We start from the raw sequence: 12574 nt of genomic DNA, 5'->3' as shown, positions 1-12574 counted from the left end.
TTTCCGTTGTGTTGTTAACGTTTTTGTATGTAGGTGATTGCCAGCGCAACCGCCAGCACCAGCCCTTTTATAATGTCCATCGCGTAATACGGCACCGAGAGCATCACCAGCCCGTTGGAGAGCACGCCGAGGATCACCGCTCCCACCAGCGTGCCCAGCGCATTCGGTTTACCGGAACCCGCCAGCGAAAAGCCGATCCACGCCGCCGCCACCGCATCCATCAGATAGCCACCGCCCGCATTCACCTGCGAGGAGCCAATGCGCGAGGCCAGCAGAATGCCGCCCAGACCCGCCAGCAGCGAAGCAATCACATAGGCCGCCACCTTGTAGCGGGTGGTGCGAATGCCGGACAGACGCGCTGCCTCGGGGTTGCCGCCAATGGCGTACATCCGCCGCCCGTGGGTGGTCAGCGACAGCCCAAGCTGCGCCAGCACGGTCACTGCCAGCATAATAATGACGATGGTGGGTACCTGCCCCAGCGCGCCAAACGCAGTCGGAATAACGCCTTCGGCCATGTCACCGCTCGGCAGAACCATGTTTTCGGTAATCGATCCGCCGTAGCTGTAGGTCATCGCCACGCCCTGAATCACAAACAGGCTGGCCAGCGTGGCGAGCATGTCCGGAATGCGCAGGATGACAATCAAAAAGGCGTTAAACAGCCCGACCAGGGTACAGAGCGCCAGGGTGATCAGGATCGACTCGGTGGTGCCAAAGCCGTGCCAGACGAAGAGCGAGATCACCAGCGCGTTCGCCAGCGACGCGGTCGAGCCGACCGAAAGATCAAACCCGCCGACGGTCAGCGAGATGGAGACGCCAATGGCAATCACCGTCACGATGGCGATGGAGCGCAGAATGTTGATGATGTTAAAGGGATCGAGGAAGTTCTCCGACGCCACGCCAAAAATGGCCACCAGCGCGACCACCGTCAGCAACATGCCCCATTTATAGAGAAAATCGAAAATTTGCTGACGGCCAGACGCCGCCGCAGTCACTGAAAGGGCCTTGCTCACGACGCCGTTCCTCCGGTTGAATAATAAAGTAATGTCTCTTCGCGGGCGCTTGCCCCGTCCACTTCCGCCACAATGCGCCCGTCCCACAGCACGCAGATGCGGTCGCAGAGGCCTACCAGCTCGGCGAATTCGCCCGAGGCGTAAATCACTCCTTTGCCTTCCCGCGCCAGGCCGTCGATCAGCTGGAACAGGTCGGTTTTGGCCTTCACGTCCACCCCTTTGGTGGGCTCGTCGAAGATCAGCACCTGCGCATTCCCGCGCAGCCATTTGCCAATCGCCACTTTCTGTTGATTGCCGCCGGACAACCGACGCAGTACCTGCCCCGGCCCGCGCGTACGCACGCCGACCCGGGCAATCACCTCTTCCGCCCAGCGCCACGCCTGACGGTGGCCGAACAGGCTCCAGCGCGAGAACGTGTTATCGGCGCTGACGGCCAGGTTCATGCTTACCGGCTCATCGATAAAAATGCCCTCTTTGCGCCGCTCTTCCGGCACCAGCGCCAGTCCGCGCAGTACCGAATCCGCCGGATCCTGCGGCTTCCACGGCTGCTGGTTCAGTTCGCCCTTCGCTACCCGACTTTTGCTGGCACCAAACAGCGCTTTGCAGAGTTCCGTTTTCCCGGCCCCCGCCAGCCCGGCAATCCCGAGGATTTCGCCTTTGCGCAGGTGCAGGGAGATATCCTTCAGCAGCCCTTCGTCATGCAATCCCTCTACGCGGAGCAGGGTTTCATCACTGTAGGCCGGGCGTGCAGGCGGATAGATATCGCTCAACTCGTGGCCGAGCATCTTCTCGACAATCGCCTCGCCGCTCAGCTCGGCCATCGGCCCGGACTCAATCATCTTGCCGTCGCGCAGCACGGTTAAGGTGTCGCAGATCGCTTTCAGCTCATGAATGCGGTGCGAGATAAATACCACCCCAATACCCTGCTGCTGCAGACGACGCACCACCGCGAACAGCCGTTCGCTCTCATGAGCGTCCAGCGGCGCGGTGGGTTCATCCAGAATGAGAAAACGACAGTGATGGGAGAGCGCCCGCGCCAGCAAAATCTGCTGCTTTTCGGCCAGCGAGCAGCTGTCGATGGAGCGGCGCACATCGAGAGTGACGTCCAGCTGCGCCAGCGCCAGACGGGCCTGCTCGCGCACGGTACCCCAGCGGTAGCGATGTCCCGGCTGCGCCAGATGGTCGAGCATGATATTTTCGGCAATACTGAGGCCGGGGATCAGCGCCACGTCCACTTCCTGCTGCACCAGATGAATGCCCAGCCGTTTGGCATCGACCGGTTCGCGAATGGCGACCGGCTGATTGTTAATGCTGATTTCGCCTTCATAGCGCGCGTGCGTGCCGCACAGCACCGCCATCAAGGTGGATTTCCCGGCACCGTTCGCGCCGGTGAGCGCGTGAACCGATCCGCCCGTCAGCGTAAAATCGACGCGCGACAGCGCCTGAAAGCCCGAAAAGGCCAGGCTGATGCCACGCATCTCGAGGCGACTGGTTATCATCCGCCGTGATCCCTATGATTAATCTTTTGATTTATAGAATTTTTCACAGCCGGGTCTGGCTGGCAACGACAGAAAAAGCATAAGATAAAGCAAAATAATATTAGCCATCCGGATGTCCAGACATAACATCAGGTTAGCGCTTCGCAAAAAGGACAACAACATGAGCAACACTGATATCCGCGTCGTTCCCGGCCCGGCCAACTACTACTCCCACGCCGGGGCCCTTGCCCGCCTGCACGATTTCTTTACCCCGGAGCAACTCGACCGCGCGGTGTGGATCTACGGTGAACGCGCCATTGCCGGTGCACAACCCTTCCTGCCAGAGAGCTTCCATGCAGAGGGGGCAAAACGGCTGCTGTTTACCGGCCACTGCAGCGAGCACGACGTCAACCAGCTGGCGCAGGAGGCCGGAAGCGATCGCAGCGTGGTGATTGGCGTCGGCGGTGGCGCCCTGCTGGATACGGTTAAAGCGGTGGCGCGGCGTCTGGGGCTGCCGGTGGTGGCGATCCCGACCATCGCGGCGACCTGCGCGGCGTGGACCCCGCTGTCGGTGTGGTACAACGATGCCGGGCAGGCGCTGCATTTTGAAATTTTTGATGACGCCAACTACCTGGTGCTGGTCGAGCCTGAGATTATCCTCAACGCCCCGGCGGAATACCTGCTGGCGGGGATCGGCGATACGCTGGCGAAGTGGTACGAAGCGGTCGTGCTGGCCCCGCAGCCTGAAAACCTGCCCCTGACGGTCCGGCTCGGAATTAACGGCGCGCTGGCGATCCGCGACGTGCTGCTGGAACAGAGCGAGCAGGCGCTGGCCGACCAGGCGCGCGGTAAGGTGACGCAGGGCTTTCGCGACGTGGTGGATGCCATTATCGCCGGTGGAGGCATGGTCGGCGGGCTCGGCGAGCGCTACACCCGCGTGGCCGCCGCGCATGCGGTGCATAACGGTTTAACCGTGCTGCCGCAGACCGCCCCGTTCCTGCACGGGACCAAAGTGGCGTACGGCATTCTGGTCCAGAGCGCCCTGCTCGACCAGGACGACGTGCTGAACGAACTGGTGGCGGCGTACCAGCGATTCAACCTGCCAACCACCCTGCGCGCGCTGGAAGTGGACATCCACAACCGCGAGGAACTGGATAGAGTTATCGCCCATACCCTGCGTCCGGTGGAGTCGATTCACGCCCTGCCGATCGCGCTCACAGCGGATGTTCTGCGCGCCGCATTTGAGAAAGTGGAAAACCTCACCCGCTAAGCGCATTGACGCCGGGCAAGCGCCTTCTATACCTAATGAGGGTTCTCACCACTCTCTAACGAGGTCATCATGCAGATCGATTTAACAGGTAAGAAGGCGCTGGTTACCGGCGGCAGCCGGGGCCTGGGCCGCGCCATCGCGCTGTCGCTTGCTCAGGCGGGTGCTGATGTGGTTATCACCTATGAAAAATCCGCCGACAAAGCCCAGGCCGTGGCGGATGAAATTACGGCTCTTGGGCGACAAAGCGCGGCGATTCAGGCCGACAGCGCCAGCGCACAGGCCATTCAGGATGCCGTCACGCACGCGGCGCGCACCCTCGGCGGGCTGGATATTCTGGTCAACAATGCCGGGATTGCGCGCGGGGGTCCGCTGGAAGCGATGACGCTGGCGGACATTGATGCGCTGATCAACGTCAACATCCGTGGGGTAGTGATTGCCACCCAGGCTGCACTCGCGCATCTCTCCGAGGGCGGGCGCATCATTAATATCGGCAGCTGTCTGGCAAACCGCGTGGCCCAGCCCGGCATCTCTGTCTATTCGATGACCAAATCTGCACTCAACTCCCTGACCCGTGGTCTGGCGCGCGATCTGGGCCCGCGCGGCATCACGGTAAACCTGGTGCATCCTGGCCCGACCAACAGTGATATGAACCCGGAGGACGGCGAGCAGGCCGACTCTCAGCGTCAGCTCATTGCCACCGGGCATTACGGCCAGCCGGAAGATATCGCCGCAGCGGTGACGTTTCTGGCCAGCCCCGCCGCCGGGCAGATCTCCGGCACCGGGCTGGATGTCGACGGCGGGCTGAATGCCTGAAGCCTGATCACATCTTCTATGTCCGCCTCTGTCGCCCGACAGAGGCGCTTTCGCGCCGCCTCGACGGTTGTGGTTTTACCGCTTTCGCCGGTTTGATCCCCGCTCTACAGTACCCCATAAGACATTCGGAATTTATCTAATAGTCTTATTATTTCCTTATATTTCTTGTGGGCGTACAGTGGAGGTACGGATGAAGATTGTCTGGTCAAAAACCGCAGAGAAGCAATTTTCTAAAATCGATAGTCGGTATCAGAAGCGCATTAAGTCAAGGCTCGAAACAATGGATGACGCCGCCGCACCTGTCGCGGATATTAAAAAATTATCCTCATCCGAAAACCACTATCGATTGCGAATAGGTGACTACAGAGTCATCTACACATTAGCGTATCAGCAGAGTAATACCTGCCACGTTGTGTCAGTTAAACGTCGAACAACCACCACCTATCTTCACGAGGAGCATACGAAATATGACTGTTCAGATAATTAAGGATGAAGAAGGAAAAGCGCAATATGCCGTCATTCCGTACAGTGATTATTTTCGCATGCGCTTAGCCATGCTGGATTATGACGACGATGACGAGAGCGAATGGGAAGACATCCCCTACGAATCAGATATCTATGACAACGTGGGTTTGCCGGGAGAAGTCTGTAACCTGATGCACAGCGAAAATGTCAGCCTACAGGCCGCCTGGCGCATTCACTGCGGCTTATCCCAACAGGACGTCGCCGACAAACTGGGCATCAGCCAGTCCGCCGTGTCACAGCTTGAGGCGGTAGATTCTCGTCCGCAAAAACGCACCCGTGAAAAACTGGCCGCGATTTACGGCTGTAAGCAGGAACAGATCAGTTTGTATTTACCGAAAGAGGGTTAACAGCACTTCGCGCCGCCCTTGCCGCCATAGCGCGCTTCCTGGCGCTCGCGGAAGAACTCCTCGTAGGTCATTGGAGCCTGGTCAGGGTGGGTGATGCGCATATGCTCGACATAGTTATCGTAGTCCGGCACACCAATCATCATTTTGGCCGCCTGGCCTAAGTATTTACCGGCTTTTGACAGGGTATCGAACATAAGGTTACGTCTCGTATTTATCCCCTCTCCCCGCTGGGGAGAGGGTTAAGGTGAGGGATTAATGCGCCCTTTTCACCTGGGTCACAATCTCTTGATAGTTAGCAGGCATCGGCTCATACGGCGTCTCTTTCGCGGTTGGCTTGTCCTGTTTCAGGGCCGCCAGGGCCGTCTTCACAGAGTACAGCGCCAGCACCACAACCACCACCATAAAGAAGATGGTCAGCCCGGCATCCAGACGGTTGTTGAACACCAGCTGTGACAGCTGTGATTTCGTATACTGCGCCGGAATGTTGTCGCTGTCGATCATCGCCTGGAACTTGTTGGCGATCGCGAGGAAGCCCACTTTGGCGTCGGCGCTAAAGGCCTTCTGCCAGCCGGCGGTCAGGGTACAGATCAGCAGCCAGGAGGTCGGTACCAGCGCCACCCAGGCGTAGCGTTGCCGCTTCATCTTGAACAGCACCACCGCACAAAGCATCAGCGCCATCCCGGCCAGCATCTGGTTAGCGATACCGAACAGCGGCCACAGGGTGTTGATACCGCCCAGCGGATCGACCACCCCCTGATGGAGGAAGTAACCCCAGGCCAGCACGCACAGCGCCGTCGCCAGCAGGTTGGCCGGCAGCGATTCGGTGCGTTTTAGCCCCGGAGAAATCACCCCCAGCAGATCCTGCAGCATAAAGCGCGCCGCACGGGTTCCCGCATCCACCGCCGTCAGGATAAACAGCGCCTCGAACAGAATGGCGAAGTGATACCAGAAGGAGACGTCCATCAGCCCGCCCAGCGCGCCGTGCAGAATGTAGGCCATCCCTACCGCCAGGGTCGGCGCACCGCCCGCACGGGAGATAATCGACTGCTCGCCCACTTCGTTGGCAATCTGGGTCAAGGTTTCCGGGGTAATGGCAAAGCCCCAGCCGCTGACTACCTGCGCCGCAGACGCCACCACGTCCACCGTTCCGGCCGGAGCCAGCACCGCAATCGGGCTGTTCATCGCAAAGTAAACACCCGGATCGATAATACAGGCCGAGACCAGCGCCATAATGGCGACGAAGGACTCCATCAGCATGCCGCCGTAGCCGATAAAGCAGGCCTGGTTCTCATTCGCCAGCATCTTCGGCGTGGTGCCGGAAGCGATCAGCGCATGGAAGCCAGACACCGCGCCACAGGCGATGGTGATAAACAGGAACGGGAACATGCTCCCGGACCAGACCGGGCCCGTGCCGTCAATAAACTTGGTCAGCGCAGGCATGGTCAGGGTTGGGCGCATGATCAGAATCCCGATCGCCAGCCCAATGATGGTGCCGATTTTCAGGAAGGTAGAGAGGTAATCGCGCGGCGCCAGCAGCAGCCAGACCGGCAGCACCGCGGCGACAAAGCCATAACCCACCAGCATCCAGGTGAGCTGCACGCCGGTATAGTCAAAGTACGGCGCCCAGGTTGGGCTCTCAGCTACCCAGCCGCCCGAGATAATGGCGAAGATCAGGAAGAACAGGCCAATCACCGACACTTCACCGATGCGCCCCGGACGCAGATAGCGAATATAGACGCCCATAAAAATCGCCAGCGGGATGGTAAAGGCCACGGTGTAGGTTCCCCACGGGCTGTGGGTCAGGGCTTTCACCACGATCATCGCCAGTACCGCGAGGATAATCACCATAATCATGAAGCAGGCCACCAGCGCAATCACCCCGGCGGTCGGGCCCATCTCCTCTTTCACCAGCTCGCCGAGCGAACGCCCGTCGCGGCGGGTAGAGACGAACAGCACCATAAAGTCCTGCACCGCACCGGCCAGCACTACGCCGGCGAGGATCCAGATCATCCCCGGCAGATAGCCCATCTGCGCGGCAAGCACCGGCCCGACCAGCGGTCCGGCCCCGGCGATGGCGGCAAAATGGTGACCGAACAGCACTTTTTTGTCGGTCGGCACATAGTCCAGACCGTCGTTATGCCGCACCGCTGGCGTCATGCGCGTGGCGTCAACCGCGAGCACGTTATGAGCAATAAACTTCCCGTAAAAGCGATAGGCAATCAGATAAATACAGACTGCGGCAACCACTATCCACAGCGCATTAATCTGTTCCCCGCGATTAAGGGCGATATAGCCCAACGCAAAGGCCCCCACCACGGAGAGCGCAGCCCAGATGAGGTATTTCCCTGAATTAATCATTTTATGGTTTCCATCATCGCAGAAGTGAGATGTTACATTTTGTATCTATAACACTCGCTTAAGATTTAACAACTCAACTACACACAAAAGCAGACATCCAACCAGTCATTTACATAACATTGTTAAGCCGATCACTTTCACCCTGAACGCGGCTCCCGACACCCGCTCTCCAGCTCACACTTCGCGCAAATTCTCCCTTACCCATCATTACAGAATGATTTACATCAGTTTTTTTATGGGTAATCCCACCAGAATGACCATGCAAGACCACACATTTAACAAGGAAATTAAAATGAAGAGTTCACACCCTGAGGAGTACAAGGTGGGGCCTGGCGCGTATTTTGCGCTGGCCTTTGCAGCGGTCTTTTTCTCCGGCCTGTTAGGCGGAAAAGAGTGGTACGGCGTATTTGATTTCACCACACTGAACGGCGCATTCGGCAAGGTGGTCAGTAAAGCCAGCCTGGACGATGGCACTTTAACCACCGCCACCAGCGCCTTTCGCGGCACCGGCGGCAGCGGCGCGATGGACGGCTTTTTGTTCGCGCTTGGGCTGATCCCGGCGGTGATGTTTGCCCTCGGGATGATCAACGTGCTGGAGCATTACGGGGCGCTGCGTGCCGCCCGCAAGCTACTGACGCCGCTGCTGCGCCCGCTGCTGGGGATCCCTGGCACCACTGGACTGGCGATGATCGGCAGCCTGCAAAGCACCGACGTGGGCGCGTCGCTGACCCGCAACCTCGCCGATGAAGGGCAAATCACCGAGAACGAAAAAGATGTCTTCGCCATGTTCCAGTTCTCGGCCGGGGCGATGATTACCAACTTCTTCTCGTCCGGCGCGATCCTCTTCACCCTGATTGCCGTCGACGGCACGGCGGCGGTGCCCACCTCCATTGGAGCCTGCATCGCGGTGATGTTTATCATGAAAATCGTCGGCGCAAACATGATGCGCCTGATCGTGAGATTCCAGACGAAAGCCCCGGCCACCACCCCGGCAGAAGGAGAAGCCTGATGAGCGCCCCGCAATCGAACCCCGTTATTACCGATGTTTTTGTCGAAGGCGCCCGCAAGGGCTGGAGCATCGCCACCAGCAGCACCCTGCCGAACGTGGTGATGGCCTTTATTATCATCAAAGCACTGGAGATCACCGGCGCGTTGAAAGGCCTGGGGCTGATATTCGCTCCACTGATGGGGTTGTTTGGCCTGCCAGGCGAAGCCGCCGCAGTGCTGATTGGCGGCTGGATGTCGATGGGCGGTGGGATTGGCGTTGTCATCGGCCTGTTTGATAAAGGCATACTGACCGGTGAGCACCTGGCGATCCTCGCCCCGGCCATCTACCTGATGGGCTCGCAGGTGCAGTATCTCGGGCGCATTCTGGGGGTGATTGGCACCCGCGCCACCCGTATTCCATTGATGATCGGCATTTCGGTTATCAACGCCTTCTTAGCCATGCTGCTGATGCGCATTATTCTCTGAAAAAGGACGTCCCCATGAATCTTGAACACTACATCGATGAACTGAAAATGCTGGTCAACGTCGACTGCGGCACCAAAACCCTCGACGGCGTCGCCAGGGTCGCAGGCATTATGCAGCGCCTCTGGCAGGCCGAAGGCTGGCACACCGAACAGATTGATTTGGGCGATAAGGTCGGCCCCGGCGTGTTGGTCACCAACACGCCGCAGGCCGACCGCTTTGACGTGCTGCTGGTCGGCCATCTGGACACCGTCTTTGCCCCCGGTACCGTGGCGCAGCGCCCGCTGAGTCAGGATGAGACGCGTCTGTACGGCCCCGGCGTCTCGGACATGAAAAGCGGCCTGCTGAACATTCTGTGGGCAATGCGCGGACTGGATGCGGCAGATAACGCTCGGCTGTCGATAGCGGTAGCGATGAACCCCGACGAAGAGACCGGTTCCGTGTACTCCCACCACTGGATTGGCGAGCTGGCGAAACGGTCCCGCTGCGTGCTGGTGTGCGAAGCCGCACGCGCCGACGGATCGCTGGTGAAAGCGCGTAAAGGGATGGCGGGTTACACGCTCGAATTCAGCGGCGTGGCGGCCCATGCCGGCAACGATCCGGAGAAAGGCCGCTCGGCAATCGTGGCCCTCGCCCACAGTATTCTGGCTATCAACGGCTTAACGGATCTGGCGCGCGGCACCACCCTGAACGTCGGGGTGATAAACGGCGGCAGCGCGGGCAACGTGGTGGCAGACAGCGCCACTGCCGAACTCGACGTCCGTTTCTGGGAAAATGACGAGTGCGATCGGGTACATCAGGCACTGGCGTCTTTGTGCGCCAGGGGCTTCCTCGACGGCGTCACCACCACCCTCACCCGGGTGAATCACAAACCGGCAATGGCCGCCAGCGACGGAACGCGCGCATTGATGCAGCTGGTTGAAAAAGCAGGCAGTGAAGAAGGGATCGCCATCACCTGGCAGGCGGTGGGCGGCGGCAGCGATGCTAACCATACTGCCGCGCTGGGCATTCCTACCCTCGACGGCTTTGGCCCGACCGGGGCCGGTTTCCACAGCCCGGCGGAGTGGCTGGATAAAGCCTCCATTGAGCCGCGGATTCGGTTGTTAAAGCGGGTAGTGTCGATGTTGTAAAACACCCCTCACCCTAACCCTCTCCCCATAGGGGAGAGGGAACAGTCCGGTGCGGGGTTTTAGATTGTGCTCGATTTGCTTTTCACCCTCTCCTCTTTGGGGAGAGGGCCGGGGTGAGGGGCCCAGAGCGCACAATCTCAACTTACCCCAGCACCATCGTACTTAACCGGCAGGTACAGCAGCGCCGTCCCTGCTCGTCAAACACCACGATTTCCCAGCTCTGGCTGGTACGCCCCAGGTGCAGCGGCTGACAAACGCCGCGCACCTTTCCCTGCGACACCGCGCGGTGATGGGTGGCATTCAGCTCCGTTCCCACCACGCTCTGCCCATCACGGGTCATCAGAAAACCGGCCATCGACCCCAGCGTCTCCGCCAGTGCCGCCGACGCCCCGCCGTGAAGCAGCCCAAACGGTTGATGGGTGCGGGTATCCACCGGCATCTCGGCTTCAAGCGTGTCGTCGCCAATCCGCGTATAGACAATCCCCAGATGCGCCACCATCGTGTTCAGGCTGGTGGCGTTGAGCGCTTCCAGCGATAAATGCCGTTTCCAGATCATCTAGGCCCCCAGCGTCGAGCCGCCATCAACCACGATATCCTGCAGCGTGATGTGGCTGGCGTGGTCAGAGGCGAGGAACAGCACGGTGCTGGCGATCTCCTCGGGACGGGCGATTTTGCCCAGTGGAATGCCCAGCTTGAACTGCTCGCCAAAACCGCGAATGCGCTGCTGTTCGGCATCATCACTCACCCACAGGGTACGCTGCATGTCGGTATCGGTTGAACCCGGCGACACCAGATTACAGCGCACGCCGCTGCCCGCTAGCTCCAGGCCGACGGTCAGCGCCAGGCTTTTCAGCGCCGCTTTCGATGCGCCATAGGCGCTCATACCGATACGCGGCGTGTGCGCGGCATCAGAGGCGACGGTGACAATCGCCCCGCCCTGCTGACGACGGAACTGGCCCATCGTCTGCTGGAACAGGTTGAAGGCCCCGCCAACGTTGACCGCAAAAGTCTGCTGCCAGTCGTCCTGCGACAGCTGCTCGGTGGCCCCCATGCGCAAAATACCGGCGGCATTGACCAGCACGTCCAGACGGGTCAGATCGTTGAGCAATCGGCCGCAGACATCAGCCACCTGCTGCGCGTCCGCCACGTTCAGCGTTTCAGTTGCAAACGGATAGCTTGCCTGCGGGAAGGCGATGTCAAAACCGGTCACCTCTGCGCCCGCTTGTGCGAAGGCCTGCGCGGTGGCGTAGCCGATGCCTTTTCCGGCCCCGGTCACCCAGACGGTTTTGCCGCTAAAATCCAGCCCGGCCATTATTTCACCTCGCGGGAGAGCAGTGCCCACCAGGCATCGAGGGTCGGGTTTTTCGCCAGCATCACAAAATCAATGTCGCCGTGCACTTTGCGCCAGCGCGCCGCCAGCGCCATCATGCGCACCGAATCCAGACCGTAGTCGATCAGGTTTTCGTCATCCATTGGCTCGTCGGACTCGTCCAGCAGCGGCAGGATCAGCGCCCGCAGCGCCGCCTTGCTGGCCGGTACCGACGGCAGCAGTTCGTCAGTCATCACCACCCGACCAGAGCGCCCGGCCACGTAGTTGAGCGACATCAGGTGCTCGTCGCGGCTGAAATCTGCCAGCGCATCGGCGACGAAGAATGGCTGGATGTCGCGCATAAAGGCGTCGGTGGCGGTGGTCATGCAGCCGATGTGGGCATACACGCCGGTGATGATCAGCTGGTCGCGACCGCTCTCTTTCAGCATCTGCTCCAGCGGCGAGCGGTGAAATGCGCTGTAGCGCCACTTCACCAGCACGGTATCGGCCTCGTCCGGGGCCAGCGCGGCGACGATGCGCTGCTGCTCCGGCGAGCGGGTCAGGCCCGGCCCCCACATGTCGTTCAGCAGGGCGCGGTCTTCATCGCTCTGCTCTTTTGGCTGGGCGGTGTAGTAAACCGGGATATTGTGCTTTTTGGCATAGTCACGCAGCGCCGCGATATTGGCGACCACCTGCTCCATCATCGGGCAGTTATCGCCCCAGAAGTTAAGAAAATACTCCTGCATGTCGTGGATCAGCAGCGCCGCGCGCGCGGGCTCCAGCGCCCAGCTCACTTTATTGGTCGGGAGATCGCTTGCGCCTGGCAGCGCGTAGCCGGTTAATTTTGGAATTGCCATTGTATGC

14 protein-coding genes are annotated in these 12574 nt (G+C 60.0%); 7 read left to right on the top strand and 7 right to left on the bottom strand.

The features are described 5' to 3' along the window. Positions 1-14: 14 nt before the first annotated feature. Both M8014_RS16675 and M8014_RS16670 read right to left on the bottom strand, forming a co-directional pair. On the bottom strand, positions 15-1010 hold the full coding sequence (locus tag M8014_RS16675; protein ID WP_271283512.1) for an ABC transporter permease: 996 nt from the start codon (positions 1008-1010) through the stop codon (positions 15-17). Next, positions 1007-2509, bottom strand: coding sequence for a sugar ABC transporter ATP-binding protein (locus tag M8014_RS16670; protein WP_271283511.1), 1503 nt, complete (start codon positions 2507-2509; stop codon positions 1007-1009). The genes M8014_RS16675 and M8014_RS16670 overlap by 4 nt, the downstream gene beginning before the upstream one ends. Positions 2510-2669: 160 nt before the next feature. Between M8014_RS16670 and M8014_RS16665 the strand changes: the two genes are divergently transcribed. The 4 genes from M8014_RS16665 to M8014_RS16650 all read left to right on the top strand — a co-directional run bounded on the left by M8014_RS16665 (position 2670) and on the right by M8014_RS16650 (position 5443). Next, a complete protein-coding gene (locus tag M8014_RS16665; RefSeq protein WP_271283510.1) occupies positions 2670-3758 on the top strand; it encodes an oxidoreductase in 1089 nt (362 codons plus the stop codon). 69 nt (positions 3759-3827) lie between these two features. After that, positions 3828-4571 (top strand): SDR family NAD(P)-dependent oxidoreductase, encoded by a 744-nt coding sequence (locus M8014_RS16660; RefSeq protein ID WP_271283509.1) that lies wholly within the window; start codon positions 3828-3830, stop codon positions 4569-4571. Positions 4572-4761: 190 nt separating this feature from the next. Next, on the top strand, positions 4762-5058 hold the full coding sequence (locus M8014_RS16655) for a type II toxin-antitoxin system RelE family toxin (RefSeq protein ID WP_271283508.1): 297 nt from the start codon (positions 4762-4764) through the stop codon (positions 5056-5058). Next, positions 5039-5443: a helix-turn-helix domain-containing protein gene (locus tag M8014_RS16650; protein WP_271283507.1), complete on the top strand. Its 405-nt coding sequence runs from the start codon at positions 5039-5041 to the stop codon at positions 5441-5443. The genes M8014_RS16655 and M8014_RS16650 overlap by 20 nt, the downstream gene beginning before the upstream one ends. On the opposite strand, the gene M8014_RS16645 is transcribed toward M8014_RS16650, so the two are convergent. Next, positions 5440-5637 carry a YbdD/YjiX family protein gene (locus M8014_RS16645; RefSeq protein ID WP_271283506.1) on the bottom strand — a complete coding sequence of 66 codons (198 nt, stop codon included), beginning with the start codon at positions 5635-5637 and terminating at the stop codon, positions 5440-5442. The genes M8014_RS16650 and M8014_RS16645 overlap by 4 nt on opposite strands. Positions 5638-5695: 58 nt before the next feature. Then, a complete protein-coding gene (gene cstA / locus M8014_RS16640; protein WP_271283505.1) occupies positions 5696-7801 on the bottom strand; it encodes a pyruvate/proton symporter CstA in 2106 nt (701 codons plus the stop codon). A gap of 292 nt (positions 7802-8093) precedes the next feature. Here cstA and M8014_RS16635 point away from each other — a divergent pair, with 292 nt between their 5' ends. The 3 genes from M8014_RS16635 to M8014_RS16625 are packed head-to-tail and all read left to right on the top strand — an operon-like array spanning position 8094 to position 10401. After that, on the top strand, positions 8094-8810 hold the full coding sequence (locus M8014_RS16635) for a nucleoside recognition domain-containing protein (protein ID WP_271283504.1): 717 nt from the start codon (positions 8094-8096) through the stop codon (positions 8808-8810). Continuing rightward, the gene (locus M8014_RS16630) at positions 8810-9274 is read left to right on the top strand and encodes a YjiG family protein (RefSeq protein ID WP_271283503.1); all 465 of its coding nucleotides are present in this window, start codon (positions 8810-8812) and stop codon (positions 9272-9274) included. Before M8014_RS16635 ends, M8014_RS16630 begins: the two co-directional genes overlap by 1 nt. A 14-nt stretch (positions 9275-9288) precedes the next feature. Continuing rightward, entirely contained in the window at positions 9289-10401 is a 1113-nt protein-coding gene (locus M8014_RS16625) for a M20 family metallopeptidase (RefSeq protein ID WP_271283502.1), read from the top strand. Between the two features lie 142 nt (positions 10402-10543). Here M8014_RS16625 and entH read toward each other — a convergent pair whose 3' ends face one another. From entH to M8014_RS16610, 3 genes are read right to left on the bottom strand one after another with little or no spacing between them, the layout of a single operon-like run. Beyond that, positions 10544-10957 carry a proofreading thioesterase EntH gene (entH, locus tag M8014_RS16620; RefSeq protein ID WP_271283501.1) on the bottom strand — a complete coding sequence of 138 codons (414 nt, stop codon included), beginning with the start codon at positions 10955-10957 and terminating at the stop codon, positions 10544-10546. Beyond that, positions 10958-11713, bottom strand: coding sequence for a 2,3-dihydro-2,3-dihydroxybenzoate dehydrogenase EntA (entA, locus tag M8014_RS16615; protein WP_271283500.1), 756 nt, complete (start codon positions 11711-11713; stop codon positions 10958-10960). Continuing rightward, entirely contained in the window at positions 11713-12567 is an 855-nt protein-coding gene (locus M8014_RS16610; protein WP_271283499.1) for an isochorismatase, read from the bottom strand. Before M8014_RS16610 ends, entA begins: the two co-directional genes overlap by 1 nt. Between the last annotated feature and the right edge of the window lie 7 nt (positions 12568-12574).

It is taken from the genome of Silvania hatchlandensis, assembly GCF_025564065.1.
In the GTDB taxonomy this organism is placed as follows: Bacteria; Pseudomonadota; Gammaproteobacteria; order Enterobacterales; family Enterobacteriaceae; genus Enterobacter; species Enterobacter hatchlandensis.
This window is presented reverse-complemented; position numbering and strand designations above follow the sequence as displayed.

Coding starts and splice junctions, on each gene's coding strand:
- M8014_RS16670 (WP_271283511.1), bottom strand. CDS start 2,509: ATGATAACCAGTCGCCTCGAGATGCGTGGCATCAGCCTGGCCTTTTCG.
- M8014_RS16665 (WP_271283510.1), top strand. CDS start 2,670: ATGAGCAACACTGATATCCGCGTCGTTCCCGGCCCGGCCAACTACTAC.
- M8014_RS16660 (WP_271283509.1), top strand. CDS start 3,828: ATGCAGATCGATTTAACAGGTAAGAAGGCGCTGGTTACCGGCGGCAGC.
- M8014_RS16655 (WP_271283508.1), top strand. CDS start 4,762: ATGAAGATTGTCTGGTCAAAAACCGCAGAGAAGCAATTTTCTAAAATC.
- M8014_RS16650 (WP_271283507.1), top strand. CDS start 5,039: ATGACTGTTCAGATAATTAAGGATGAAGAAGGAAAAGCGCAATATGCC.
- M8014_RS16645 (WP_271283506.1), bottom strand. CDS start 5,637: ATGTTCGATACCCTGTCAAAAGCCGGTAAATACTTAGGCCAGGCGGCC.
- cstA (WP_271283505.1), bottom strand. CDS start 7,801: ATGATTAATTCAGGGAAATACCTCATCTGGGCTGCGCTCTCCGTGGTG.
- M8014_RS16635 (WP_271283504.1), top strand. CDS start 8,094: ATGAAGAGTTCACACCCTGAGGAGTACAAGGTGGGGCCTGGCGCGTAT.
- M8014_RS16630 (WP_271283503.1), top strand. CDS start 8,810: ATGAGCGCCCCGCAATCGAACCCCGTTATTACCGATGTTTTTGTCGAA.
- M8014_RS16625 (WP_271283502.1), top strand. CDS start 9,289: ATGAATCTTGAACACTACATCGATGAACTGAAAATGCTGGTCAACGTC.
- entH (WP_271283501.1), bottom strand. CDS start 10,957: ATGATCTGGAAACGGCATTTATCGCTGGAAGCGCTCAACGCCACCAGC.
- entA (WP_271283500.1), bottom strand. CDS start 11,713: ATGGCCGGGCTGGATTTTAGCGGCAAAACCGTCTGGGTGACCGGGGCC.
- M8014_RS16610 (WP_271283499.1), bottom strand. CDS start 12,567: ATGGCAATTCCAAAATTAACCGGCTACGCGCTGCCAGGCGCAAGCGAT.